At 70.5% G+C, this 23,769-nt stretch carries 23 protein-coding genes; 10 read left to right on the top strand and 13 right to left on the bottom strand.

What is annotated here, in order from left to right:
• Nucleotides 1–33: 33 nt before the first annotated feature.
• The 4 genes from AC6JA9_RS37220 to AC6JA9_RS37205 all read right to left on the bottom strand — a co-directional run bounded on the left by AC6JA9_RS37220 (nt 34) and on the right by AC6JA9_RS37205 (nt 4,021).
• Entirely contained in the window at nt 34–1,047 is a 1,014-nt protein-coding gene (locus AC6JA9_RS37220) for a PEGA domain-containing protein (protein ID WP_223782667.1), read from the bottom strand.
• A 51-nt stretch (nt 1,048–1,098) separates the two neighbouring features.
• Nucleotides 1,099–2,313, bottom strand: coding sequence for a serine/threonine-protein kinase (locus AC6JA9_RS37215; protein ID WP_223782666.1), 1,215 nt, complete (start codon nt 2,311–2,313; stop codon nt 1,099–1,101).
• 119 nt (nt 2,314–2,432) lie between these two features.
• Nucleotides 2,433–3,230: an imm11 family protein gene (locus AC6JA9_RS37210; RefSeq protein ID WP_408889048.1), complete on the bottom strand. Its 798-nt coding sequence runs from the start codon at nt 3,228–3,230 to the stop codon at nt 2,433–2,435.
• Between the two features lie 83 nt (nt 3,231–3,313).
• Nucleotides 3,314–4,021, bottom strand: coding sequence for a metallophosphoesterase family protein (locus AC6JA9_RS37205; protein ID WP_408889049.1), 708 nt, complete (start codon nt 4,019–4,021; stop codon nt 3,314–3,316).
• Nucleotides 4,022–4,235: 214 nt separating this feature from the next.
• Here AC6JA9_RS37205 and AC6JA9_RS37200 point away from each other — a divergent pair, with 214 nt between their 5' ends.
• Nucleotides 4,236–5,249, top strand: a complete 1,014-nt coding sequence (locus AC6JA9_RS37200) for an SPFH domain-containing protein (RefSeq protein ID WP_408891808.1) — start codon at nt 4,236–4,238, stop codon at nt 5,247–5,249.
• 24 nt (nt 5,250–5,273) lie between these two features.
• Complete coding sequence (locus tag AC6JA9_RS37195; RefSeq protein ID WP_408889050.1) at nt 5,274–6,194, top strand: diacylglycerol kinase catalytic domain-containing protein; 921 nt, start codon at nt 5,274–5,276, stop codon at nt 6,192–6,194.
• 24 nt (nt 6,195–6,218) lie between these two features.
• Here the strand turns inward: AC6JA9_RS37195 and AC6JA9_RS37190 are convergent, their stop codons facing one another.
• From AC6JA9_RS37190 to AC6JA9_RS37180, 3 genes are all read right to left on the bottom strand, one after another.
• Nucleotides 6,219–6,788 carry a protease gene (locus AC6JA9_RS37190; RefSeq protein ID WP_223746977.1) on the bottom strand — a complete coding sequence of 190 codons (570 nt, stop codon included), beginning with the start codon at nt 6,786–6,788 and terminating at the stop codon, nt 6,219–6,221.
• Between the two features lie 120 nt (nt 6,789–6,908).
• Nucleotides 6,909–8,015, bottom strand: a complete 1,107-nt coding sequence (locus tag AC6JA9_RS37185) for a M35 family metallo-endopeptidase (RefSeq protein WP_408889051.1) — start codon at nt 8,013–8,015, stop codon at nt 6,909–6,911.
• 489 nt (nt 8,016–8,504) lie between these two features.
• Entirely contained in the window at nt 8,505–8,996 is a 492-nt protein-coding gene (locus AC6JA9_RS37180) for a peroxiredoxin (protein ID WP_223746979.1), read from the bottom strand.
• Between the two features lie 429 nt (nt 8,997–9,425).
• On the opposite strand from AC6JA9_RS37180, the gene AC6JA9_RS37175 reads away from it, so the two are divergent.
• The 7 genes from AC6JA9_RS37175 (at nt 9,426) to AC6JA9_RS37145 (ending at nt 14,468) form a co-directional block, all read left to right on the top strand.
• Complete coding sequence (locus AC6JA9_RS37175; RefSeq protein ID WP_223746980.1) at nt 9,426–9,848, top strand: PTS sugar transporter subunit IIA; 423 nt, start codon at nt 9,426–9,428, stop codon at nt 9,846–9,848.
• A 33-nt stretch (nt 9,849–9,881) separates the two neighbouring features.
• Nucleotides 9,882–10,367, top strand: a complete 486-nt coding sequence (locus tag AC6JA9_RS37170) for a PTS sugar transporter subunit IIB (protein WP_046716356.1) — start codon at nt 9,882–9,884, stop codon at nt 10,365–10,367.
• Nucleotides 10,368–10,371: 4 nt separating this feature from the next.
• Nucleotides 10,372–11,091, top strand: a complete 720-nt coding sequence (locus AC6JA9_RS37165) for a PTS sugar transporter subunit IIC (protein ID WP_223746981.1) — start codon at nt 10,372–10,374, stop codon at nt 11,089–11,091.
• On the top strand, nt 11,088–11,855 hold the full coding sequence (locus AC6JA9_RS37160; protein WP_141327233.1) for a PTS system mannose/fructose/sorbose family transporter subunit IID: 768 nt from the start codon (nt 11,088–11,090) through the stop codon (nt 11,853–11,855). The genes AC6JA9_RS37165 and AC6JA9_RS37160 overlap by 4 nt, the downstream gene beginning before the upstream one ends.
• A gap of 21 nt (nt 11,856–11,876) precedes the next feature.
• Nucleotides 11,877–12,155, top strand: a complete 279-nt coding sequence (locus AC6JA9_RS37155) for an HPr family phosphocarrier protein (RefSeq protein WP_141327235.1) — start codon at nt 11,877–11,879, stop codon at nt 12,153–12,155.
• Between the two features lie 46 nt (nt 12,156–12,201).
• A complete protein-coding gene (ptsP, locus tag AC6JA9_RS37150) occupies nt 12,202–14,022 on the top strand; it encodes a phosphoenolpyruvate--protein phosphotransferase (RefSeq protein ID WP_223782661.1) in 1,821 nt (606 codons plus the stop codon).
• Between the two features lie 86 nt (nt 14,023–14,108).
• Nucleotides 14,109–14,468 (top strand): hypothetical protein, encoded by a 360-nt coding sequence (locus AC6JA9_RS37145; RefSeq protein WP_497958567.1) that lies wholly within the window; start codon nt 14,109–14,111, stop codon nt 14,466–14,468.
• A gap of 12 nt (nt 14,469–14,480) precedes the next feature.
• On the opposite strand, the gene AC6JA9_RS37140 is transcribed toward AC6JA9_RS37145, so the two are convergent.
• The 5 genes from AC6JA9_RS37140 to AC6JA9_RS37120 all read right to left on the bottom strand — a co-directional run bounded on the left by AC6JA9_RS37140 (nt 14,481) and on the right by AC6JA9_RS37120 (nt 21,295).
• Nucleotides 14,481–14,966, bottom strand: a complete 486-nt coding sequence (locus AC6JA9_RS37140) for an MgtC/SapB family protein (protein ID WP_255665582.1) — start codon at nt 14,964–14,966, stop codon at nt 14,481–14,483.
• A gap of 33 nt (nt 14,967–14,999) precedes the next feature.
• Complete coding sequence (locus AC6JA9_RS37135; RefSeq protein WP_223782658.1) at nt 15,000–15,599, bottom strand: MXAN_6521/LA_1396 family lipoprotein; 600 nt, start codon at nt 15,597–15,599, stop codon at nt 15,000–15,002.
• An 86-nt stretch (nt 15,600–15,685) separates the two neighbouring features.
• The gene (locus AC6JA9_RS37130) at nt 15,686–18,364 is read right to left on the bottom strand and encodes an efflux RND transporter permease subunit (RefSeq protein WP_473568589.1); all 2,679 of its coding nucleotides are present in this window, start codon (nt 18,362–18,364) and stop codon (nt 15,686–15,688) included.
• Between the two features lie 111 nt (nt 18,365–18,475).
• On the bottom strand, nt 18,476–20,611 hold the full coding sequence (locus AC6JA9_RS37125; RefSeq protein WP_497958566.1) for a site-specific recombinase: 2,136 nt from the start codon (nt 20,609–20,611) through the stop codon (nt 18,476–18,478).
• Nucleotides 20,612–20,719: 108 nt separating this feature from the next.
• Nucleotides 20,720–21,295: a Tgt2/MlaC family protein gene (locus AC6JA9_RS37120; protein WP_248542969.1), complete on the bottom strand. Its 576-nt coding sequence runs from the start codon at nt 21,293–21,295 to the stop codon at nt 20,720–20,722.
• A 231-nt stretch (nt 21,296–21,526) separates the two neighbouring features.
• Here AC6JA9_RS37120 and metK point away from each other — a divergent pair, with 231 nt between their 5' ends.
• Nucleotides 21,527–22,705, top strand: coding sequence for a methionine adenosyltransferase (gene metK, locus AC6JA9_RS37115; protein ID WP_223746987.1), 1,179 nt, complete (start codon nt 21,527–21,529; stop codon nt 22,703–22,705).
• A gap of 92 nt (nt 22,706–22,797) precedes the next feature.
• Here the strand turns inward: metK and AC6JA9_RS37110 are convergent, their stop codons facing one another.
• Nucleotides 22,798–23,622 carry a penicillin-binding transpeptidase domain-containing protein gene (locus AC6JA9_RS37110; protein WP_223782656.1) on the bottom strand — a complete coding sequence of 275 codons (825 nt, stop codon included), beginning with the start codon at nt 23,620–23,622 and terminating at the stop codon, nt 22,798–22,800.
• Nucleotides 23,623–23,769 lie beyond the last annotated feature (147 nt).

The following is a 23,769-nucleotide window of genomic DNA, read 5'->3' as shown; positions in this document are numbered from 1 at the left end:
TCGGAATGGAGCGGTGCGGGGAACGAGAGGCTTTCAGCGCACCCGGACGGCGACACGACGGCCTGCTTCGACCTCGACGCTCATGCGACGCTTCACCTCGCCGTTGACGCGGACCTCCACGCGGGCGGGGCCGGCGGGGAGGTTCTGGGCGACGAGGGGTGGAAAGCCATAAGGGCGGTTGTTGACCCAGACCTCGCCGTAGAGCGACGGGGAGCTGATGTCGAGCTCCCCTCGCCCCGTCGCCTCGGCCTTCACCGCCACGGGCGCGGCGGCGGCGACGGGGGGCGTGGGCTGCGGCTCGGTGGGCGCGGTGGTGGCCACGGGGCGCGGAGGGGCGGGCGGCGCCAGCTGCTCGCTCACGTCCCGGTTGAGGGAGTGCACGCCGTCCTCCTCCAGCACCACCGTCTCCTCCATCAACCGGCGCTCCCCCTGCGCGAGCGCCACCCGGTAGGTGCCCGGCCGCAGCGGCAGCCGCGCGGGCGTCATGTCCACCGCCTTGCCGTCCACCTGCACCACGAGCCCCGGAGGCGTGGAGGTCACCAGCAACAGCCCGTTGCGCGGCTCCTCGACCACCGGGGGCGGCTCCTCCTTGGTGTGCTGCGGACTCGCTCGGGACGGACTCGAGCGCGAGGGCTTCGCGCGCGGCGGCGTCCGCGTGACGGCGGGCTCCCGCGCCGGCCTGGCGGGCTCCACGCGCGTCCGGTCGCGCTCGCGGGACTGGAGGTCCGTGGCGATGCGCAGGAGCTCGACCAGGTCTCCGCCCGGCGTCCTTCGCAGGCTCAGGGCCTCGGTGAACTCGCGGACGGCGATGTCGTAGTCGCGGTCCTCCAAGGCGGCGAGCCCCGCGGCGCGGCGGGCGCGGGACAGCCCCTCGTTCGCGTCCTCCGACGGCGGCGCGGGGGCGGTGACGGGCGGCGTGGGGGTGGCCGAGACGGGAGGGGGAGGAGGCACGTCCGACGCGCGGCGCTTGCGCACGACCACGTACGCCATGGCGTTGATGGCGAGCGTTCCGACGACGATGACGGCAATCCAGGTCTTCTGTTTCATCCGCTTCTCGGTCTCACCGCCGCGTCCACCCCGGCGCGAAGGCCGTCACCCTCAGGCGACGAAGTACCAGAACAGGGCACTGGCACAGATGGCGGCTCCGGCCGTCAGGACGACGGGCCAGGGAAAGGGAGGCTCGCCCACGGGCAGGGGCCCGGGAGGCGGGCTGTGCACCGTGGCCGACGTGCGCTCCTCCACCGGAGGCCCGGGCCGCGCGCCCGGCACGTCGTCCAGGGGGGACATATGCCCGGAGGACATGCCGCTGCCAGAGGCCCCGCTGAAGGCGGCCAGCGCCGCGCCCGTGCTCCCGGGTCGGTCCGCGGGGAACAGCGACGTCACCAGCGACGCCAGCTCGCGCCCGCCCGACGTCCAGTGCTGCGACGCGCGGAAGCGCTCCAGGTCCATCGCCAACTCGCGAGCGCTCTGGTAGCGCGCGTCCGGCTCCTTCTCCAGCAGCCGCAGGATGATGCGCTCCAGCTCCGGCGCGAAGCCCGGTGACACCTGTGACGGAGGCGTCACCTGCACCTGGGTGGCGGCGACGATGGTCTGCTCCACCGTCTCGCGCTTGAACAGGCGTTTGCCGGTGGAGGCCTCGTAGAGGACGATGCCCAGCGAGAACAGGTCCGAGCGGTGGTCCAGCTCCCGGTTCGTTATCTGCTCCGGGGACATGTACGCGTACTTGCCCTTCACCACCCCGACGCTCGTGCGCTCCACGTTGACCGCGCTCTTGACGATGCCGAAGTCGGCCAGCTTGACGATGCCGTCACGCGACACCAGCACGTTGCCCGGCGTCACGTCCCGGTGCACCAGCTTCAGCGGCGTGCCGTCCGGCAGCGTCTTCGAGTGCGCGTACGCCAGCGCGTCCGCCACCGCGATGCCCACGTCCACCGCCACCCGCTGTCCCAGGGGGAACGCTGACTTCCACGCGTGCCGCAGCACCCGGTCCAGCGACTGGCCCTGGATCCACTCCATGGCCAGGTAGTACTGGCCATCAATCTTCCCGAAGTCGAAGACCTGCACGATGTTCGGATGCGTCAGCAGCGCGGCCACCTTCGCCTCGTCCGCGAACATCCGGCTGAACGCCTCCAGGTTGGCGTACTCCGGCAGCACCCGCTTGATGACACACGGCTTGGAGAAGCCGTCCGGACCGTCGATGGAGGCCAGGAAGATGTGCGCCATCCCCCCCGCGGCCAGCCGCTGGAGGATTCTGTACTTCCCGAAGAAGGCCTCTTCCACGGGGGCCGGCACCGGCACGTCGAGCCTGTCCAACGGTCGCCTCGGTAAAAACCTGTAAGGCGAGAAAGATACATTCCGTCTGACTACCCCTCAAGTTCGTGACTCTCGGAGTATCAGCCAGGCGGGCGTCTCGAGCGTCGGGGGCCGGTGGGTCATTCGCCGCGCGGTTTGCGCCGGCTCTTGCGGCGGGGTTTGCGTCGGGCGGGGGGCGGCCTGGTCACCTCGGCGAAGCGCACGCCGCTGACGCCCGCGTGCTCCAGGGCCTCTTTGATGCCCTCGGAGACGATGAGGCTGACGGGCCAGCCCCAGGTGCGCAGGACGCGGGCGCCGCCGGTCTTCTCCGGGTCGATGCGCAGGCCCTTCACGGTGCGGTAGTGGCCCACGCGCTCGGGAGGGGCGTCCTGGGCGGTGTAGTGGGCGACCTCCGCGCAGGCGCGCTCGTCGATACAGCGCATCAGCCGGGTGGCGACGAGGATGAAGTACGGCTCGCTCTCGCCCTCCACCTCCACGGGCAGCAGCTGCACGTCATCCGGGGCCAGCTCCCGGAAGACGGAGGCCACGGTGGCGTGGACCACGGGGGTGAGCCCCGCACCGGCCAGCGAGAAGTCCAGGGGGCGGCCCGGGGGCTCGACGGTGAGCTTCAGCCGCCCCCGCTGGAGCACCGGGGCGCCCGAGGTGAAGAACCAGACGGAGTTGAGCTTCCGCCCCTCCACGGACACCGGGTCGCTCAGCTCCCGGCGGGCCGGGTGGCGGAAGTCGTCGTGCAGGTCGAAGTAGCGGGCGGCACGGGCCGTCCTCGGGGGAGCTCGCCGCGCGGCGGACGCACGGCGGGGCCTGTCCGGAGTCTCCTCGGAAGGTGCCGCGCCCATGCGTGGAGTCCCTTCGGAGGAGGCCGGACCCGGAATGCGCCGCGCGAGCAGCCGGAGCGCCTGGGTGAGCCGCCTGAACATCCGCCGATGTTACTTCGCACCTCCCGGGTGGGGGCGAGCGGAACGTGAGGGCGCCCGCTCGCGCGCCTCCCTGGCCAGGCGGCCTACCAGGAGGTGTGCAGCGCGTAGCGGCCCGCGCGGGTGTCCAGGCTGAGGAAGGAGAACTGCCCCTCCGAGCAGGTGCCGCTGTTGAGGAACAGCCGGCTGCCGTGCTCCACCTTCATGCCCAGGTGGGTGTGGCCGGTGACGACGACGTCCGCCTGCTGCTCGTGGGCCCGCGCCAGGGCCCAGCGCTGGAAGGTGCAGCGCTCCGGGTCCGGCGTCGCGTGCGTCAGCCGGACATCCAGCGCCTGGAACATGCGGAACATCGCGTGCAGCCGCATGCGCCTGAGCCACGCGCCCGTCCACACCGCGGCCTCCGACAGCCAGCGCGCCTTGCGGATGACCCAGTCGTGGTGGTGACCGTGGGTGAAGAGCATCCGCACCCCGTCCGCCTCCAGGACCAGCTGCTCGGGCGCCCCCAGCACCGTGCCCGCCACCAGGTCGTGGTTGCCGTGGATGTAGTGGTACTGGGGCTGGGAGAAGCGTCTGACCAGCTCCGGGTGGGCGGCGCGAGCGGCCGCCAGCTCGGCCGCCTGGCGTCCCGGGGTCCTGGAGGTGAGCGTCTCGAAGATGTCCCCCAACAGGACGATGCGCTCGAAGTTGCCCTCCAGCCCCCGCAGGAAGCGCAGGAAGGCCGTGTCCTCGTGGCCGAAGTGGTCCGCCACGTCGCGTCTGCCCAGGTGCAGGTCCGAAATCACCGCGATGCGCATGGCGTGCCCTGTTCCTCACCCGGTTTGCCCCGCAAGGCTGCGCACGCCCCCCGCGTCGCGCCACGAAATCCGCGGGCCCTGTCGCCGCGCGGATGTTCCCCACCTCCGGGACTCTTCCACCGGCGGTCACACTTCGGGTTGCCTTCGTGTCGGTTGGACACTAATAATGGTGTCGAAATAACACGAAGTGGCGAAGCATCGAGGGGTGGACCCCATGGTCATCGGCTACATGAAGGCGGCACCGACGTCGTACGTGATGCAGTTCGAGGGGGGACGGATGGTGCGGGAGGGGGCGGGGCTGTCGTTCTTCTACTGGAAGCCGTCCGCGACGCTGGTGAGCGTGCCCCTGTCGAGCGCGGACGTGCCCTTCGTGTTCAACGAGGTGACGCGGGACTTCCAGGCGGTGACGCTGCAGGGGCAGCTGACGTACCGGGTGGCGGACGCGCGCAAGCTTGCGGGGTTGTTGGACTACTCGCTGTCGGCGTCGGGACGCTACCGCTCGGAGGACCCGGAGAAGCTGCCGGAGCGGCTGGTGCAGGTGGCCCAGGTGCGGGCGCGCACGGTGGTGCAGGGGCTGACCCTGCGCGAGGTGCTGGTGAGCGCTCAGACGATTGAAGACCAGGTGCTCGCGTCGCTCGCCTCGGCCGAGCCCATCCGCGCGCTGGGGGTGGAGGTGATGGCGTTCTCGCTGCTCTCCGCCAAGCCGACGCCGGAGATGGCGCGGGCCCTGGAGGCGGAGGCGCGCGAGGGGCTGCAGCGCCAGGCGGACGAGGCCATCTACGCGCGCCGCAACGCCGCGGTGGAGCAGGAGCGGCGCATCAAGGAGAGCGAGCTGGCCACGGAGCTGGCCGTGCAGGAGCGCCAGCGGCAGCTGCGTGAGGCGAAGATGGCGGCGGACATCGCGGTGGAGGAGCAGCGCGCGGCCCTGATGGAGCGGTGGACCCAGAACGAGAAGCAGGCCGCGGACGCGCGCGCCTACGCGCTGGAGAAGACGCTGGCGCCCGTGCGCGGCGTGGACTGGAAGACGCTGATGGCCACCTCGGCGAGCGGCGGGGACCCCGCGCTCAACATCGCGCTCGCCTTCCGGGAGATGGCGGAGAACGCGCAGCGCATCGGCGAGCTGAACGTGTCGCCGGACCTGCTCCACTCGCTGATGAGCGCTGGTGTGGGGAGCAAGCCGCCGCAGGTCTCCGCGCCGCGCGCGCCGTCGCCCGGCCGCGAGCGCTGAAGCCACGAGAGGGGAGGGCACGCCATGTTCGAGAAGATTCTCCTGGTCACCCGGCGCACGCGGCTGGCGGGGCTGGTGGAGCGCTTCAACACGAAGAAGCAGGCCAAGTTCTACGTGGAGAACGCGGGGCAGGACTTCGACGAGTTCGAGCGCGAGGACCAGGCCTATGCGCGCGCGGTGGACCGGCTGCGCGACTCGCTGGACGTGGGGCTGCCGGTGCAGCAGGTGGACCGCGGCCTGGTGCCCACCTTCCTCTTCACCGGGAAGGAGGTGGTCGTCGTCGCCGGGCAGGACGGGCTGGTGGCGAACGTGGCCAAGTACGTGGGGGAGCAGCCGCTGGTGGGCGTGAACCCGGACCCGGACCGCTTCGACGGCGTGCTGTTGCCCTATGAAGTCCCGCAGGCCCGGGCCGCGGTGCGCAAGGTGCTGGAGGGCAAGGCGCGCACGCGCGGCGTCACGCTGGCGGAGGCGCGGCTGGAGGACGGGCAGCGGCTGCTCGCGTTCAACGACCTGTTCATCGGCGCCCGCACGCACGTGTCGGCGCGCTACCGGCTGAGCCACGGGGGACAGGAGGAGGCGCAGTCGTCCAGCGGGGTGCTGGTGTCCACCGGCGCGGGCTCCAGCGGGTGGCTGTCCTCCGTCTTCACGCTGGCGCGGGCGCTCACCGCGCGCACGGGCGGGGTGCCGGGCGGGGAGTGGCGGCTGTCGTGGGAGGAGCCCCGGCTGGCCTTCGTGGTGCGCGAGCCCTTCGTCAGCCGCAACTCGAGCGCGGAGCTGGTGGGCGGCTTCGTGACGCCCGAGCAGGAACTGGTGCTGGAGTCGCGGATGCCGTCGGGGGGCGTCATCTTCAGCGACGGGATGGAGGAGGACTTCCTCGCGTTCGGCGCGGGGGCCCGCGCCCACATCCGTCCAGCGAAGCAGCGCGCGCGGCTGGTGATGGCCTGAGGGCCGCGCGCGCCCGGCTCCGGGTCAGGTCACCGTCACTTCGATGTCGGGGCAGTCCACCGCGGTGTCGTGGAACTCGCCGTTGAGGGCGGGCACCTTCGCCGCGTCCGTGGTGACGTCCATCAGCGGGCCCTCGAAGTGGATGCGGTAGGTGCCCGGCGTCTGGACGCCGTACACCTGCGCCACGTCGACGCTGCGCTCCTCCGACGCGCCCGGGGCGAGCGTGGCGTAGGAGGACGCGTCCGGCGGCCCGCGCTTGACCATGGGGCCCAGGTAGGGCTGCTCCGTGGCGGAGCCCGCGAGCGTCACCTTGAAGAAGTTGTTGCGGACGCCCTCCAGCGGCGTGTGCCACTTGAGCACGTACACCGGCTGCTCGGAGGTGTTGGTGAGCTTGAAGCGCACCTCCACCGGCTCGCCCGCCTTCACCTGGGCGGGCGCGCTCAGCGAGCACTCCAGCGTCTTCTTCGCCATGGCTGCCGTCTCCTCGGGCCGCGCGTCGACTGGCGGCGGCGCCTCTTCCTTGCGGGCCGCGCAGCCCGCCACGGCGATGGCCGCGGTCAAGAGCGCGATGCGACCTGCGTGTGCGTGCTTCATGTGTTGGACCCTCCGCCCTTCGCTCCGGGAGCGCGAGAGGCGCGCCCCTCGACAAAAAAGAAAGCGGGGACGCCCGGCCGCGCCCCCGCTTCCCCTTCACATCATGTCAACGGCGCGCTGTCACGGCAGCGCGGGCGTGTTCTCCGCGAAGTACTCGTGGCTGTCCGCGTTGTCGCGGGCGCGCGCGGAGTTGGACGTGGCCAGGCTGCGGCAGGCGCTCTGGCCGTAGGCGTGGTCATCCGTGTCCGCCACCACGGTGAAGTGGCTCATCTCGTGGACCAGCGTGCCGCCCTTGGAGTCGGTGCCGGACATGGGCGCGCTCCAGAAGGCGTTGCACACGTAGATGCGGTAGTGCCCGTTCTTGTAGACGTACGCGTAGGCGCTGTCCGTGCAAGCGCAGTCGACGACGACGTTCTTCGTGTCGAACGCGTTCTTGATGGCCGCGAAGTGCGACCGGATGGTGGCCACGTTCGTCGCGGTGTTCGTGCCGAACCATGTGGTGTAGCGCTGGCCGATGGTGCCGTTCAGGTAGTTGACGGCGCCGTTCGTCATCGACTGCGCGGTGGTGAACGCCGTCGACACCGTGGAGGCCGGGCGCGAGCCCGTGCAGCTCGACGTGGACAGCGCCTGCGCGGAGACGGTGTCGTTGCCCCAGGCGACGGGCGGCTGGAACTGACGGCCCTCCACGAACACGCTCAGGCTGTCGGAGGCCAGCTGGGACAGGCCCTGGTGGCCCTCGTCCGAGTGGTGGCCCTCCGAGTCGTAGCGGATGCTGTAGCTGCCCGTCTTCGCGAAGTCGTAGACGGTGGCCAGGTCCACCGTGTAGGAGACGCTCTCTCCCGCCGCCAGGCGCAGGAAGTCCGTCGTCGCCGGCGTGGCCCACTTGTAGTGACGGCCGTTGTACTCCGCCTTCTGCCCGTCCACCGTCACCTGGAACAGGTCCTCCTTGATGCCGTCCGTCGGCGTGTGCCACTTGAGCACCCGCACCGTGTCCCGCGACACGTTGGTGAGCGTCACCTGCACGTTGACGCCCTCGCGCGCCGCGTAGGACTGGCTCGGCACCGACAGCTTCACCGCCACATCGCCCGCGACCGCGTCACGCGCGCTCTCGCCGGCGGTGGGCGTTTCTCCCGCACGCTCGTCCGGCGCACCACACGCCGCCAACAGCGACACGCTGACAACGGCACCCATCCACCCATTGAGGCGACCACCTGAGCTGAAGCTCATGTCGGGGACTTCCTTTCGGGGATTGCTTTGGGGAGTGACTTCGCGGAGCGCGCGGCGGTCCTCATTCGGAGAATGCGGTCCTGTCGCGCTATACAGCTTATAGCTCCGTTCACTCCACCCCGTCCAGGCCCGACATGTCGGGTGGCTACGGGCGCGCGTAGGCGACGAGCAGCGCCACCATGCCGACGGCGTACCCGAGCACCACGGGGCCGAGCGCGAAGAGGACGGCGTCGTAGAGGCTTTCAGTCTGGGTGTTCATGGCCTGGGTTCCTTGCGTGGCGCCGCGCGTCCATCGCGTGGCACCCGGACCCATGAGCAAGGCGTGGGCCATGACCCGTCCGGGCGGGAAACCCCATGCACTTCGCGCGGTTGAAGCGGGCCCGGGGGGGCGCGCGCCATCAGGGCCCGCGCAAGGTGTTCGCGCCTGGGACGCGCGCGTGCGGCCGCGGTATCGGCCCTCACGCGCGCGTGCAGGGGTTGCGTCGTGGCTCAGGGAGAAGCGGCGCTCTTGGAGGCGAGCGAGCGGACGAGCTCCAGCGCGCGGCGCACATGCTCGCCCACGCGAAGCTGGGATTCGAAGCTGTCCTGGACGATGCCCTGGCGGTCCACCACGAAGGTGACGCGGCCGGGCAGCATGCCGAGGAACGACGCGCCCACGCCGAAGGCCTCGCGCGCCTGACCCTTCTCGTCGCTCAGCAGCACGAAGGGCAGGCGGTGCTTGGCGGCGAAGCCCTGGTGGGACGCCACCGAGTCGCCGCTGATGCCCACCACCTCCGCGCCCGCCGCGACGAAGTCCTCGTACTGATCTCTCAACCCGCAGGCCTGCACGGTACAACCCGGTGAGTCGTCGCGCGGGTAGAAGTAGACGACGAGCACCTTCTGCCCCACCAGGTCCTTGAGGCGCACCGGCTGGTTGCCCGCGCCCGTCAGCGTCACGTCCGGCAGCACATCGCCCTGCTTCAGCAGCTTGTTCTTCGCCACGCTTGGCTCCTCCCGCACGCACCCGGTGCTACAGCCTCGTGCCGTCGACGCGTCAGTCAACCATGCCCCCGAGGGAGGGGCGAGCTTGCGGACGAGCGCCAACACGCACGGGGTGCACAGCCTGTCCCCTCGCTTTCCGAGAGAGCGCGTGGGCGCGGTGTCACGCGCAACCGCGCCGCACGCATCCGCGATACTTCCACCGCATCTGAATCAGCGTGGGGGCGGCGCGTGTTGCTCCCACGTCCGGCAGGCGACAGCCCTGCGCGCGGCCGGACCCGAAATTTCGGGCACGGGAAGCAATGGCGTCTTACCTTTCGAGACAAGACGTGAGAGCTTAGCTACGGGTACAGGGCGGAAACTTTCGCCGAGGTTGCGCAAGATGCCGTTCAGGCGTAGGACGCAGCCTCGGGGGGTTGGTCAGGAGTGAACATGGTCGGCCTCGTCGTCGCATCGCACGGGCGTTTGGCGGAGGAGCTGGTCTCCACCGCGGAACAGATCGTGGGGAAGCTCCCCGCGGTGGCAACCTGCAACATCGAGCCGGGGACTCCCGTCGAGGACCTCCGCGCGAAGATGAAGCAGGCGGTGTCGCGCGTGGACACGGGTGATGGCGTCATCATCCTCGCGGACCTGTTCGGAGGTACGCCCTGCAAGGAGTCGCTGATGATGTGTCAGCGCATGAACCTGGAGGTCCTGGCGGGCGTCAACCTGCCCATGCTCCTCAAGGCCAACTCGCTTCGCTCCGAGCAGATGACCCTCCCGGAGATGGCCAACCAGCTCGCGTCCTATGGTCAGCGCAACATCACCTGTGCATCCGCCCTGCTTCGCGAGGCCCAGCAGCAGCCGCGAACTTGACCAAGTGGCGCGGGTCGGCGATTCGAGACGGCTGTGATCACCCTGGTCCGCGTCGACAACCGCCTCATCCACGGCCAGGTCGTCGAGGCCTGGCTGCCGCACCTCAAGGTCTCCCGCGTCGTCGTCGCGGATGACGAGGCTGCCTCCAGCCCGCTCATCCGCGCCGCCATGGCGCTCGCGGTGCAGAGCGCCATCGAGGTGCAGATCCTCCCCCTGTCCCAGGTGGACTTCGCCGCCCTGTCCAAGGACGGGGTGCGCACGCTGGTGCTCCTGCGCGACGTGGCCTCGGTGCCCTTCGCGTACGCGCACGGGCTCTCCCTGGGCGAGCTCAACCTGGGCAACGTGCACTTCGGCACGGGGCGCCGGCAGGTGTCCCCCTCCGTGTTCCTGGCCGAGGCGGAGCTGCGCACGCTGCAGCAGCTGGCCGAGCAGGGCGTGCGCGTGGAGGCCCGAGCCGTCCCCGCGGAGAAGCCCGTGGAGCTGCCGGACCTCTCCGAGCGGTGGGTGAAGGCCGGGTGAACACGTGAGCGTCCTCTGGACCCAGGTGGCGCTCGCGGGGTTGTGGGGCGGACTGGTGGCCGTGGAGCGCAAGGCGTTCCTGCAGGCCATGCTGTCGCGCCCATTGGTGGCCTCCACCGTGATGGGGCTCTTGCTCAACGACGTGCCCTCGGGCCTGGGCGTGGGGCTGCTCCTGGAGCTGTTCTTCCTGGGCACCGCCAACCTGGGCGCGTCCCTGCCGGAGAACGACACGCTGGCGGCCACCGCCACCAGCGCGGCGGCGTGCACGATTACGCTCGCCTCGGGCGCGGGCTCCACGCCGGCCATCTGGTCGCTCGCGGTGCTGCTGTTCATCGGCATGGGCCGGGTGGGGCGGCGCGCGGACCGGCTGTTGGAGGGCTACTCGGCCCGGCTGGCGCGCGTGGCGCTCGCCTCCGCGGAGGCCGGCAACCTCACGCGCGCCATGCGGCAGAACCTGTGGGGCATGTGGCCGCACTTCGTGGTGTACGGCGTGCTGACGGCCCTGTGCGCGCTCGCGGGCTTCTTCGTGGAGCCGGCGCTGCAGTCGCTGCCGCCCATGCTGGTGCGGGGGCTGGCGTGGGCGTGGCCGGCCATGGCCTCGGTGGCGGCGGCCATCGCGGCGCAGGGCAGCCACGCCCGGAAGGCGCCCCTGTACGCGGCCCTGGGCGCGGCGGCGGTGACGGTGGCGGTGGTGCTGTACGTGCTCCAGGGGCATGACGCGTGAGCGCTCCGGACACCACGCTTCCCTGGGGAGTGCTGCTGCGCGTCTTCATGCGCTCGCTCTTCCTGCAGGCGTCGTGGAACCCCAAGGGCATGCAGAACCTGGGGCTGGCCTACGCGGTGTTCCCCGCGCTCGAGTGGCTGTACGCGGCGGGCGCCGCGCGCGAGGAGGCGGTGCGCCGGCACCTGGTCTTCTTCAACACGCACCCCTACGTCGCCGCGGCGATTGTCGGCGGCGTCGTCTTCCACGAGGAGCGCATCTGTCGGGGGGAGGAGACCCCGGACAAGGTGGTGGCCTTCAAGGCGGCGCTGATGGGGCCGCTGGCGGCGCTGGGGGACGGGTTCTTCTGGCTGTCGCTCAAGCCCGCGGCGGGCGCGGTGGGGGCGGCGCTGGTGCCGCTCCTGGGCCTGTGGGCGGTGCCCGTCTTCCTGGTGCTCTACAACCTGGTGCACCTGCTGCTCCGGGTGAGGCTGTACTGGCTGGGGCTCACCCTGGGGGACCGGCTGGTGGAGGCGGTGGCGAAGGCCAACCTGCCGGCCCGGGGGGCGCGGCTGCGGACGGTGGCGGCGCTGTGCGCCGGCGGGCTGGCGGCGTGGCTGGCGGTGTCCTTCGGGGCGAACGCGGGCGGGGCGCACGCGCCCTTCCTGGCGGCCGGGTGTCTGGCCCTGGGGGTTGCATCCTACGTGCTGGTCAGCCGTCGGGTGCCCAACTACGTGGTGCTCTACCTCGCGGCGACGCTGGCCTGCGCGGCGGGTGCCTTCCTTTAAGACGAGAGGTAGGAGTCGCGAATGGCAACGGTGGCCGAGGGAACATACGAGATCATCAACGAGCTGGGGCTGCACGCCCGGGCCGCGGCGCAGATGGTCAAGGTGGCCAACCGCTTCAAGAGCGACGTGCTCATCGAGGCGCAGGGACAGCGGGCCAACGCCAAGTCCATCATGGGGGTGCTGATGCTGGCGGCCGCCCAGGGGGTGCAGGTGAAGCTGACCTGTAAGGGAGATGACGCCGACGCGTGTCTCCAGGAGCTGGCAAAGCTCATCGCCGACCGTTTTGGCGAGTCCAAGTGACGGATGACAATGCAAATGCGGTAGGACGGGGAGGGAACAAAGACACGTGAGCAGCCAGGCCACTCCCACACTGAGGTTGATGGGCATCGGCGCCTCACCCGGCGTGGCGGTCGGCCACGCCTTCATCCTGGACAGGAAGCGCATCCGCACGCCCAAGCTGCGGCTGGCGGAGGCGGAGGTCGAGCCCGAGCGGATGCGGATGAAGACGGCGGTGGACCTGTCGGACCGCCAGCTCGCCGAGCTCAAGGAACAGATTACGCGCACCGAGGGCAGCGACCACGCGCTCATCCTCGAGGCGCACCGGCTGATGCTCCACGACCCGATGCTGGTGGACGCCGTCAACCAGCTCATCGTCGAGGACCGCATCAACGCCGAGTGGGCCGTCCGGCGGGTGGCCCGCAAGATAAAGCACCTGTTCGACAACATCCCGGACGAGTACTTCCGCGAGCGCCGCTCGGACGTGGACTACGTGGCGGACCGCATCATCCGCAACCTGATGGGCCAGGTGGTGGACGAGGAGGTGGAGGTCCCCGCAGAGGCCATCGTCGTCGCGCATGATTTGCCGCCCGCGGACGCGTCGCTGATGGCGCGCAGCGGCCGCGTGGCGGGCTTCGTGACGGACCTGGGCGGCCAGACGAGCCACACCGCCATCGTCGCCCGCGCGCGGGAGACGCCCGCGGTGGTGGGCGCCGGCCGCGCCAGCGAGCAGATCTCCCCCGGGGACCTGGTGGCCATGGACGGCACCCGGGGCATCATCCTGGTGAACCCCACGGAGGAGCAGCTCCAGAGCTTCCGCGAGGAGCAGCGCCGCCACCAGGAGGCCGAGCAGCTGGCGCTGGCCACCAAGGACCTGGAGGCGGTGAGCACCGACGGCTTCCGCATCCGGCTCAACGGCAACATGGAGTTCCTGGAGGAGATTCCGTCCCTCCTGGCGCACGGCGCGGAGGGCATCGGCCTGTACCGCACCGAGTTCATGTTCCTGGACCGCAAGACGGCGCCCACGGAGGAGGAGCACTACCGCGCCTACCGGCAGGTGCTGGAGGCCATGGGCGGCAAGCCCGTCACCATCCGCACGCTCGATTTGGGCGGCGACAAGGTGCCGGGCAAGACGAAGCACGAGAAGGAGCCCAACCCGGCGATGGGCCTGAGGGCCATCCGCTACTGCCTGTCCAACCGGGAGCTGTTCCGCGTCCAGCTGCGCGCGCTCCTGCGCGCCAGCGTGCACGGCAACCTGCGGCTGATGTTCCCCCTCATCTGCGGGGTGAGCGAGCTGCGCGAGGCCCGCAGCGAGCTGGAGGCGTGCCGCACCGAGCTGGGCCGCGCGGGCGTGCCCGTGGGCAAGCGCTTCCCGGTGGGCATCATGGTGGAGACGCCCAGCGCGGCGATGATCGCCGACCGGCTGGCGCAGGAGGCGGACTTCTTCTCGGTGGGGACCAACGACCTCATCCAGTACTCGCTGGCCATCGACCGCCAGAACCGCGAGGTGGCCTACCTCTACCGTCCGCTGCACCTGTCGGTGCTGCGCATGCTGGAGACCATCGTCCACGCGGCCAAGGCGGCCAACATCCCCGTGTCCATGTGCGGGGAGATGGCGGGAGACCCGCTCTACACGCTGGTGCTGCTGGCGCTCGGGTTCGACGAGCTGTCCATGACGTCCGGGCAGATTCCGGCCGTCAAACGCTTCCTGCGCCGGGTGGGCCGCAAGGACGCGACGGAACTCCTGCGCGAGGCGATGGAGCTGACCACCGCCGAGGAGATCGAGCGCTTCATGCGCACGGAGATGGACCGGCGCTTCGTCGACACGCCGGAGCCCGCGGCCGCCCACGAGTCCCCCGGCGACACGCCGTCCGGACGCACCACGGGCTGAAGCCCGCCTCGCACTCCCTGGAGCGCGAGGCGAGGGCCCGGCTGCCCGCCCGCCGGGCAGGGGCCCCGTGCCGTAGGAGGGCGGGCATGCCCAACTTCCAGGTCGGCACCGGACTTCGGGAGGCGGGTGTGTTCAATCCAGCGGACATCCAGAAGGGCATGACGGCCAGGGACAGGGACGGGGAGAACCTGGGCCTCATCACCGCCGTGGACGCGGCGGGGTTCCTCATCGAGAAGGGCAGCTACTTCCCGCGCGACTACCGCATGGCCTTCTCCGACGTGACGGACATCGACCGCGACGACGTGTACCTGCGCGAGGACCTGGCCAGCCTGCCCGGCGTCAGGCCGGACGTGCTGGCGGCGCGCGGCGAGGTGGCCCGGCGGCTGCCGCTCCAGCACGACGCCACGGGCGCGCTCGGCGCGGCCCCCGCGGACTGGGACCGGTAGGGCGCGGCCCGCTCACTCCGGGCTCTCGTCCTCCGGGTGCTCGGGGACGCGGCCCTCCACCTTCAGACCCCGGCGGGCGCGGTGCCGGCGGATGGCCTTCTCCAGGGGGCGCAGACCCGCCAGCGCCACCAGGGCGATGACCACCGTGGTGATGGCCGCCCAGTGGAAGCCCATGCCCACCGCCAGCCCCACGGACGCGGTGAGCCACAGGTTGGCCGCCGTCGTCAGCCCCTTCACCTGGCCCTGGTCGCGGATGATGGCGCCCGCGCCCAGGAAGCCGATGCCCACCACCACCTGGCTGGCGATGCGGCTGACGTCCGCGCGCGAGCCCTCCGGCGCGCCCCCTGCCAGGGCCCCCTCCACGAAGACGCTGGAGAGCGTGAAGAGGCACGCCCCCAGCGACACGATGATGTGGGTCCGGAGCCCCGCCGACTGGCCGCGCAGCTCGCGCTCCAGGCCGAGCACGGCGCCCAAGAGCGCCGCGACCCCGAGCCTCATGACGATGAGCTTCTCCTCCACGATGGGAGGAGCCTACTCACCCAGCTCGATTTTCTCGTCCTTGTCCGCTTCCGTCAGTTCGGGATTGGGCAGCGTGTCGAGCGTGGCGGCGAGCAGCTTGGTGGTGGGCACGACGTACGGCGCCACCTCCTCGCCCAGCTCCTGGCTGAACTTCTGCACCCGCGCCGCGTAGTCCTCGTCGCGTGAGCCCCAGCTCCCCGCGGCCTGGGCCGCCCAGACCTCCTCGCCATCACTGCAGCGGAGCAGCTGCGCCTTCACCTCGGCCTCCGCGCCGTCGCCCTTCAACTGGATGGTGGGGTCCAGCCAGAGCACGCCCTCCACGCCCTCGGTGCACAGCTCCTTGAAGGTGGTGTCCGTGGGGCGGCCGGGCAGCGCGACGTTGTCCTTCACGATGAAGTCGCGGTTCTGGTTCACCCACTGGCGGGCGATGAGGCTCCACAGCTCCCCCACCGCGGGCTTCTCGTCCGGCAGGGGCTGCGCCACCACCACCAGCCGCTTGGTCTGCTTGCGGTCCACCTGCGCGTAGTCCGGCCGCACGCGGTGGCTCTTCACCGCCGAACAGCCCGCGAGCAACCCCAGCCCGAGCACGGGCGCCCATCGCATCAGCCTCATGATGTCTCCCTCTCCCGGCCCCCTTTCCTCACGAAGGAGAAGGGGGCCTCGTTACCGCGCGGTTGTGTGACGTCGCTGCCCGCCGCTCAGGCCGCCCGCGTCGAGCCATCCTCGCCGCCGGAGGCGCTGCCCGTGCCGTCGCCCGGCGAGGACTCGCGCTTGCGGCGGTCATGCATGAGCTGCATCACCGCGGCCAGCACGGTGAAGGACACCACCAGCGTGGTGATGAGGCCGATGCAGGCCACCATGCCCATGGAGCGCAGGCCGTTGTGCGCCGCGGCCAAGAGCGCCGCGAAGCCCGCCACGGCCGTCAGCGTGGAGGACGCCACCGCCGCGCCCACGCTCCTGAGCGCCACGAGCGGGGAGGTGCCCTCCAGGAAGCGGTGCAGCAGGTACAGGCCGTGGCTCACCCCGAAGCCCAGGAGGATGGGCAGGATGATGATGTTCATGAAGTTCAGCCGCAGGCCGACGAGCGACATGATGCCCAGCATCATCGCCACGCCCACCCCCAGCGGAATCACGGACGCCAGCGCCAGCTTCGCGTTGCGGAAGTCCAGGAAGTGCATCGCGAGAATCCACAGCGCGGTGAGCACCACCGTGACCTTGCCGTCCCAGAGGACGATGCGCGCCAGCTTCGCGTACAGCTGCGTGGCGCCCGCGGCGCGGAACTCCTTCTGCGCCGTCTGCGTCTTCGGGTCGAAGTCATCCTTGTCGAAGCGGCCCGGGTAGTAGGTGGCGGGGATGGCGCGCGTCTCGTCGGCGAACTGCATCATCTTCTGGCCGTCGAACAGGTCCACGCTCGAGTAGATGAACGTCAGCCAGCCGCGGTTCTCCGGCTGCGCGCTGGGCAGGTTCTGGAACTGGCTCTTGTAGTTGGCCGGCACGCCGTGCACGTCGAAGGGCTTCGCGTCGAGCACCTTCATGAAGAAGGCGGCGTTCTCCTGCATCTCCGGCGGCAGCGCGGCGATGGAGAACCCGCGCGCCTCCAGGTTCGCCATGTCCTGCTTCCACTCCTGCAGCACCTTCTCGTTGGCCTTGGCCGTGGCTTCCGGCGGCACGAAGGTGAAGACGCTCACCACCTGGTCGATGGACGGGTACTTCTCCGGGTGGTCGGTCAGCTCGCGGTAGATGCCCTCCGCCTCGTCCAGGTCCTTGGTGTAGATGGCCATGGGGTCGCTGGAGATGTTGAAGCGGGCGTTGATCTCGTCCTGCAGCAACACCGACGACATGCCGTCCGGGATGAGCGCGCGGGTGTTGTAGTTGAAGCCCACGCCGTGCTTCACGCGCTCGAAGAAGCCCAGGTTGCCCTCGGGGGGCTCGCCCGTGCCGGCCCAGGGCACGGCCGCCGCGCAGATGAGCGCGACGAGCGCGGTGCTCACGCCCAGCACCAGCCCGGGGCGGGGGATGCGCAGCTCCTGGCCGCTGGAGGAGTTGGTCGGCGGCGGCTTCATCTCGCCGATGAGCTTCTTGGGCCACGCCGGGTTGATGCGGCCGAACAGCGCCAGGAGCGCCGCGCTCCACACGAACAGCGTCAGGCCCAGGATGAGCGTGCCGCAGCCGGCCAGGAAGCCGAACTGGGAGAAGCCGCGGAACTCGCTCACCATCAGCACGAAGAACGAGCCACCCGTCACCACCGCGGCCACCGCCGCCGGCCGGCCCGCGTTGACGAAGGCGTCCACGATGGCCTCGTCGTACGGCTTGCCCGCGCCCAGCTCCAGCCGCGTGCGGAAGGTGAAGTGGATGCCGTAGTCGATGCCAAAGCCCATCAGGATGCCGCCCAGGATGGACGTGATCATGTTGAGCTCACCAATCGTCGCGTAGGTGAAGCCCAGCGTGTAGATGGTGCCAATCACCGTGCCGCTCACCACGATGAACGTGGGCGCCAGCTTCCGGAAGAAGACGATGGTGATGAGGAAGATGGTGACCAGCGCGATGATGGTGACGGGCTCGAGCGACTCCTCGATCGCGAACGAGTCATCCACCGTCGTCTTGTACGAGCCGGTGTAGCCGTAGGCGATGGTCTTCGCGTCGCCCATCCGCTTGTAGTCCTCGACGAGCTTCGGCTTGCCGTCCTGCGCGGAGTACGCGGCCAGGTCCTTGTTGAGCTTGTCGAGGTAGTCCTTCGTCTTGCCAATCTCCGTGGTGTCCCACATCGGCTTGATGAGGATGAGCACCATCTTCTTGTCGGCGGAGATGTTGTAGTCGTCGCGGATGCTCTTCTTGCCGACGGACGAGTACTTGTCGACCAGGTCCTGGAGGTTCAGCTCCACGGGCTTGGTGGCGCCCATGTCGATGTAGAAGGGGTTGCTGCGGCGCAGCTTGTCCTCGAGGAAGGCCATGATGCGGCGCTTGCCCTCCACCAGGTCCTCCGTCTTCACGAAGAGGACCATGTTCTGCTGGATGAACTCGACCGGCAGCTTGTAGCTGACGGTGCGCACGTGCTCCTTGTCCGCCTGGAGCATGCCGGCGATGTCGTCCGCCGTGCGCTTCATGGCGGCCTCGTCCGTCGAGCGCAGGGCCAGCATCAGGAAGCCGCTGCCGCCCACCATGTCGATGACCTGCTTGACGTCCTTCACCTCCTGGAGGTCCTGGGAGATGAGGTCGAGCTGGTTCGAGTTGATGCGCAGCTGCAGCGTGGCCCAGGTGGACACGGCCAGCAGCGTCAGCAGCACGGCCAGGACGGTGCCGGGCCGGCGGACCAGGAGCCTCGCGAAGCTGTAGGCGAAGCGAGAATGGGAGTTCGGGTTTCGAGGAGCGCCGCTCATTCGCGGCGACCCTAGCGGCAAACGCCCGGCCCCGGAAGCGCGGCATGACCTGCCCGGCCGGCTCCCGGGCCGCGAGGAAGGGCCGCTCGGACCCTGGGAATAAACGCCCCGTCAGGAGCCGCCGTGCTCCAGGGCGGGGGCCGCCGGGGGCTCCCCGGGGGGCAGGAAGAAGGAGCGGGGGGCCGAGAGGAAGCGGGCGCCGACCGCCCGCAGGAACGGCAGGGCCTCCGCGGTGGGCACGTCGCGCGCGCGAACGGCCACCCCCAGCGCCAGGCTGAACGACACCGCGAAGTTGATGACCCCGATGAGCCCCACGCCCACGAGCGCCCACAGGAAGTCCGGCTGGAGCACCCCGTGCGGGCCCAGCGCCGCGCCCGCCATGGCCAGGCCGCCGAGCGCGAAGGTGACGTGGCGGATGTCCAGGGGCAGCCCCACGAAGCGCCCCAGTATCGTCATCAGCGCCAGGAGGAAGCCCAGCGTCACGTTGGCGCCCAGACCCGACGCCGCGTGCGCCAGCCCCTCCGCGAGCCGGTGCGCGCCCCGCTCCCCGAGCAGCCTGCGCGTCAGTCGGTGGTGCGCGAGCGCCTCCGGCAGCCGCCGGTACACCACGAAGTTCTCCAGCCACCCGCCCGCCACGCTGGACAGCCACAGCAGCACGCCGGTGAGGGCCGCGTACAACAGCGCGCCGCTCTTCCACGGGTGCACGGAGGCCACCGTGGCCTGGGCCTTGGCGGGGCTCAAGAACGGCTGCCCCGTGGCCACCTGCCACAGCAGGGCCAGCACCACGGCCGCGGGCAGCACGCAGCCCAGGTTGCCCGCGAAGGCGGCCAACTGGGAGCGGGTGATGCGCGGGATGATGTCCACCAGGCTGGAGAGCCGGTCCCCCCGCGCGCCCTCTCCGATGGCGCCCGCCAGCGTGGCCGCCGTGACGGAGGGCTGCTTGGTGGCCAGCGTGAAGCCCAGCGCCTGGATGAGCAGGAACGCGACCGCGTAGTTGAGGCCCACGCCCAGGAACGCGAAGAGCGGGGCCAGCGGCAGCGTGGCGAGCAGGAACTTGCTGGCCACCGCGACGGCCGTCACCAGTCCGCCGCCCGCCGCCGAGTGCACCATGGCGTGGAACTCCGGGCGCGTGGTGGTGATGTAGTGCTCTCCCGAGTGGCCCGCGCGCTCGATGATCTTGCGCGCCAGCATCCGCACATTGCGCCGCGCCAGCTCCACCACGGAGCGGTCCGCGTGCGCCCGCCGCAGCAGGTCCGACAGCAGGCCCAGCGCCTCACGCCAGCGCGGCTCGCCCCGGGGCGCGCCCAGCACCCGCGCGATGGCCTCCATGCGCTCCAGGCTCCGGCGGATGCGCTCCAGCCGGTACACCAGGTCCACGCTGACGCCCGCCTCCTCCAGGTGCCGCGACACGCTGCCCACCACCCGTCGGCAGTCGTCCACGCACGTGCTCAGGTCCCGCAGGGTGTCCTGGGCCGCGTCGCGCGCCAGCACCGCGTCGCACACCAGCCGCAGCCGCAGGAAGGGCGAGGCGCGCAGCGAGGTCTCCGGCGTGCGGTCCCTCACGTCCTCGGTGGTGCCCAGCGCCGCCGTCTGCAGGGCCAGGAGCAACAGCGCGTCCATCAGGTCCGCGCGCACGCGGGCGCCCGGCTGGGGCATGGGGGGGCGCGGCTCGCCCACCAGCGCGGACAGCTTCGCGAGCAGGGCGGGCGACAGGTGCGAGAGCCACACCGCGTCCTCGGGCACGGGGAACAGCCGCAGGAGCAGCTCCGACAGCTTGCCGGGCTCGGGCGGCGCGGGCAGCACCGCCCGGGCCAGCCGGTCGGACGCCTCCGCGAAGAAGCCCTGGCCCGCGGGCAGGCCCACCTGGGCGAAGAGCTTCAGGCCCCGGCTGCCGTCGCACACGCCGGACACCAGGAGGGTGAGGCTCGCGCGCATGGCGGGCTCGCCCTCCAGCACGCGCACCATCAGCGCGAGCCTCGCGTCGGCGGGGGGCTGCTGCGGCTCGGTGTCGTCCACCAGGGCGTGCGCGGGGAGGCGCTCGCGCAGCCACGCCATCCACCGCTCCACCCAGGTGAGCCGTGCCTCCAGGCCCTCCTCGGGGACGTCGCGCAAGAGCCGGTACAGGTCGCGCACGGCGGGGTGGCCCGGCGCGCGGGGCGCGTACTGCATGCAGAACGCGTCCACCTCCCGCTCGGAGGGGCCGTGCTGGGAGCGGCTCGGAGGTGCAACGGAGTGGGAGGCGGTCATCAACCAGGCCAGAGGGGGAGGGACAGACTACGCCAGCCCGGCATCCCCTCGGAACCCCTCCGGCGACCAGGAGCCTGGTGGCCTGGTCGCCGGGAGTGGGCGCGGCGGCTACTTCTTCGCCAGCTCCTGGCGCATGCGGCCCAGCAGCAGGTCCCACCCGCCCTGCTTGAGCAGCGGCTGCACCTGGGTGTCGCGGATGTCCTGGAGCATGGAGGAGCCGAGCACCGTCACGTCGACCACCTTCCACGCGGCCGCGTCCTTCACCAGGCGGTACTTCAGCTTCATCTCCTGCGTCTTCAGCGGGTGCTTGATGAAGACGACCGAGTCCACCGTGGCCTCGCCGCCGTTCACCTCGGCGGGCGAGTAGACGATGTCCTCCAGCGACTTGAAGTTCTCGCGCACGCGCGGGAAGGCAATCTTCGCGAACAGGCCGTGGAAGAGGCTGACGAACTCCTTGCGCTGCTCGTCGGTCCCCTTGGACCACTCGTCGCCGAGCAGGTACTTGCCCTGCTCCTCACCGCCGAAGAGCTTGAGCGCGGCGGCGTCCCGCTCGTAGCGCACGGACGACACCACCGTCTTCACGGGCTTGACGACCGGGTCGTCCTTCTTCGGCGCCGCGGCGGCCGCGGGCAGTGCGAAGGCGAAGGCGACCAGGAGGGAGAGGGTACGGAAGCGGGTGTTCATGTCGGGCGAGTCCTCCAACGGGATTGCTCGGCGTTCTGTTAGCCCAGGAGAACGTCGGGCGCCTCGCGAAATTCATCCCCCTGCGGGCCGAGGGCTTCTGGCCATGCCCGTTTGCCCAGGGGGCGCCCGCGAATGTGCGGGCATTGATGGCTGTTTGACTCCCCCAGGACCACACTTTAGTGTCCTGCCCTTCGCGCGTCGTCTGCGCCTCCTTCTCTCTACAGAGCCGACATGCCTACCGACTTCCTCTTCACGTCTGAATCCGTCACCGAGGGCCACCCGGACAAGATCGCCGACCAGATCTCCGACGGTGTCCTGGATGCCATCATCGCCAAGGACCCCCAGGCCCGCGTCGCGGTGGAGACGCTGGTCAAGACGGGCCTGGCCATCGTCGCGGGTGAGGTGACGACGAACACCTACGTGGACATCCCGCGCATCGTGCGCAGCACCATCTGCAAGATCGGCTACACCGACAGCTCGATGGGCTACGACGGCAACACCTGCGGCGTGATGGTGGCCATCGAGGGCCAGAGCCAGGACATCGCGCGCGGCGTGGACAACAAGAAGGACCAGGGCGCTGGTGACCAGGGCATGATGTTCGGCTTCGCGTGCGACGAGACGCCGGAGCTGATGCCCGCCCCGCTGCACTACGCGCACGCGCTCACGCGCAAGCTCGCCGACGTGCGCCGCAAGCAGCACGACTGGCTGCGCCCGGACGGCAAGAGCCAGGTGACGGTGGAGTACCGCGAGGGCCGCCCGGTGCGCATCGACGCGGTGGTGGTGTCCACGCAGCACTCGGAGGAGATCTCCAACAAGCGCATCCAGGAGGCCATCCGCGAGGACGTCATCGCGAAGGCGCTCCCCAAGAAGCTCATCGACAACAAGACGAAGTTCTTCATCAACCCCACGGGTCGGTTCGTGGTGGGTGGCCCCATGGGCGACTCGGGCCTGACGGGCCGGAAGATCATCGTCGACACCTACGGCGGCATGGGCCGTCACGGCGGCGGCGCGTTCAGCGGCAAGGACCCGTCCAAGGTGGACCGCTCTGCGGCGTACATGGGCCGCTACATCGCGAAGAACGTCGTGGCCGCGGGCCTGGCGCGTCGTTGCGAGGTGCAGGTGTCCTACGCCATCGGCGTGGCCGAGCCGGTCAGCGTGATGGTGGAGACGTTCGGCACCGCCACCGTCCCGGAGGAGCGCATCGCCAAGGCCATCCGCCAGACGTTCGGCCTGCGTCCGCGCGAAATCACCGAGGGCCTGGACCTGCTGCGGCCCATCTACCAGAAGACCGCCGCGTACGGTCACTTCGGCCGCTCCGAGAAGGAGTTCACCTGGGAGCGCACCGACCGCAAGGACGCCCTGCGCGACGCCGCCAACAGCACCAGCTCCCGCCGCCTGAAGGCGGTCTGAGGTCGCTGACACACCCGGCCGTCACGGTCGGGGCTCGACGCGGGCCGCTTCCCGGATGTGGGGGCGGCCCGTCGTCTTTTCCAGGCGTCGTGTCAGAGCAGCCCTTGCGCCTGGAGCGCATCGATGGCGGCGGGGAGCGCGAGGTTCTTCGACGGGGACTTGCTGCCCGGCGCCTGCTTCACGGCGCTGACGAAGACGTGGCGTCCCTTGGGGGAGGACACGTGCCCCACCAGCCACATCACGTCCCCGTCCTTGGCGTCCTGGTGCCAGCCCGTCTTCGCGCTGAGGGTGGCGTGGTCCTTCCAGGGGCCTCCCAGGTTGAGGCCGTCACGCACGCTGGCGACGGTGTCGGGGCCGTGGACCAGCGTGGCCTGGACGGCCTCGAGGACGCGGGGGCTGACGAGGAGCTGGCCCCGGTACATGCGCGCGAGGAAGTCGAGCTGCGCGTCGGGGGAGATGCGCAGCGGGCCGCCGAGCCAGAAGCGGGTGATGTCGCCGGAGGCCTTGCGGTTGCCGTAGTCCAGGCGCATGAGCCATTGCTCCAGGCGCTCGCGGCCAATCTGCTTCGCGGTGCCCTGGAAGACCCACAGCGCCGAGCGGCGCATCGCGGTGTCGAGCGTCTGGTCCTGGTTCCACATGGCGATGGCGTGCTGGGTGCCGTCCCACTTGCGCACCTCGTCCGTGCTCGACACCACGCCGGTCTCCAGGGCGATGAGCGCGTGGGGCACCTTGAAGGTGGAGGCCGGGACGAGCGGCGTGGCGCACAGCTTCGCGCCGTTGCGTGTGACTTCGCCGGAGTCCAGGTCCATCACGAGGAAGCAGCCGGGGTGCTTGGGCGTCTTGGGCGGTGCCGCGAGCGCGCTGGTGGTGACGAGGAGGAAGACGAGCACTGCGCGGAGGGAGCGGCGGCGGGACATGGGACTCCTGGGCGATGGGGGCGCTGCTGTGTCGGGCGTGCGCTTGGAGCAAGGTGTGGGCCAGGAGGACCCGCCTGGGACGGAGTCGTGCGCGTGGTTGGAGGACCACACGGGTGCGGTGATTCGTCCGCACCGCCGTGGTTCGAA

The organism is Myxococcus sp. MH1 (genome assembly GCF_059738865.1).
This window is presented reverse-complemented; position numbering and strand designations above follow the sequence as displayed.

What these genes read in the sequence shown, in the direction of transcription:
- AC6JA9_RS37130 (WP_473568589.1), bottom strand. Translation starts at nt 18,364, where the DNA reads ATGAGCGGCGCTCCTCGAAACCCGAACTCCCATTCTCGCTTCGCCTAC.
- AC6JA9_RS37220 (WP_223782667.1), bottom strand. Translation starts at nt 1,047, where the DNA reads ATGAAACAGAAGACCTGGATTGCCGTCATCGTCGTCGGAACGCTCGCC.
- AC6JA9_RS37200 (WP_408891808.1), top strand. Translation starts at nt 4,236, where the DNA reads ATGGTCATCGGCTACATGAAGGCGGCACCGACGTCGTACGTGATGCAG.
- AC6JA9_RS37110 (WP_223782656.1), bottom strand. Translation starts at nt 23,622, where the DNA reads ATGTCCCGCCGCCGCTCCCTCCGCGCAGTGCTCGTCTTCCTCCTCGTC.
- AC6JA9_RS37210 (WP_408889048.1), bottom strand. Translation starts at nt 3,230, where the DNA reads ATGTTCAGGCGGCTCACCCAGGCGCTCCGGCTGCTCGCGCGGCGCATT.
- AC6JA9_RS37135 (WP_223782658.1), bottom strand. Translation starts at nt 15,599, where the DNA reads ATGAGGCTGATGCGATGGGCGCCCGTGCTCGGGCTGGGGTTGCTCGCG.
- AC6JA9_RS37155 (WP_141327235.1), top strand. Translation starts at nt 11,877, where the DNA reads ATGGCAACGGTGGCCGAGGGAACATACGAGATCATCAACGAGCTGGGG.
- AC6JA9_RS37190 (WP_223746977.1), bottom strand. Translation starts at nt 6,788, where the DNA reads ATGAAGCACGCACACGCAGGTCGCATCGCGCTCTTGACCGCGGCCATC.
- AC6JA9_RS37145 (WP_497958567.1), top strand. Translation starts at nt 14,109, where the DNA reads ATGCCCAACTTCCAGGTCGGCACCGGACTTCGGGAGGCGGGTGTGTTC.
- AC6JA9_RS37175 (WP_223746980.1), top strand. Translation starts at nt 9,426, where the DNA reads ATGGTCGGCCTCGTCGTCGCATCGCACGGGCGTTTGGCGGAGGAGCTG.
- AC6JA9_RS37205 (WP_408889049.1), bottom strand. Translation starts at nt 4,021, where the DNA reads ATGCGCATCGCGGTGATTTCGGACCTGCACCTGGGCAGACGCGACGTG.
- AC6JA9_RS37185 (WP_408889051.1), bottom strand. Translation starts at nt 8,015, where the DNA reads ATGAGCTTCAGCTCAGGTGGTCGCCTCAATGGGTGGATGGGTGCCGTT.
- metK (WP_223746987.1), top strand. Translation starts at nt 21,527, where the DNA reads ATGCCTACCGACTTCCTCTTCACGTCTGAATCCGTCACCGAGGGCCAC.
- AC6JA9_RS37125 (WP_497958566.1), bottom strand. Translation starts at nt 20,611, where the DNA reads ATGACCGCCTCCCACTCCGTTGCACCTCCGAGCCGCTCCCAGCACGGC.
- AC6JA9_RS37140 (WP_255665582.1), bottom strand. Translation starts at nt 14,966, where the DNA reads ATGAGGCTCGGGGTCGCGGCGCTCTTGGGCGCCGTGCTCGGCCTGGAG.
- AC6JA9_RS37120 (WP_248542969.1), bottom strand. Translation starts at nt 21,295, where the DNA reads ATGAACACCCGCTTCCGTACCCTCTCCCTCCTGGTCGCCTTCGCCTTC.
- AC6JA9_RS37195 (WP_408889050.1), top strand. Translation starts at nt 5,274, where the DNA reads ATGTTCGAGAAGATTCTCCTGGTCACCCGGCGCACGCGGCTGGCGGGG.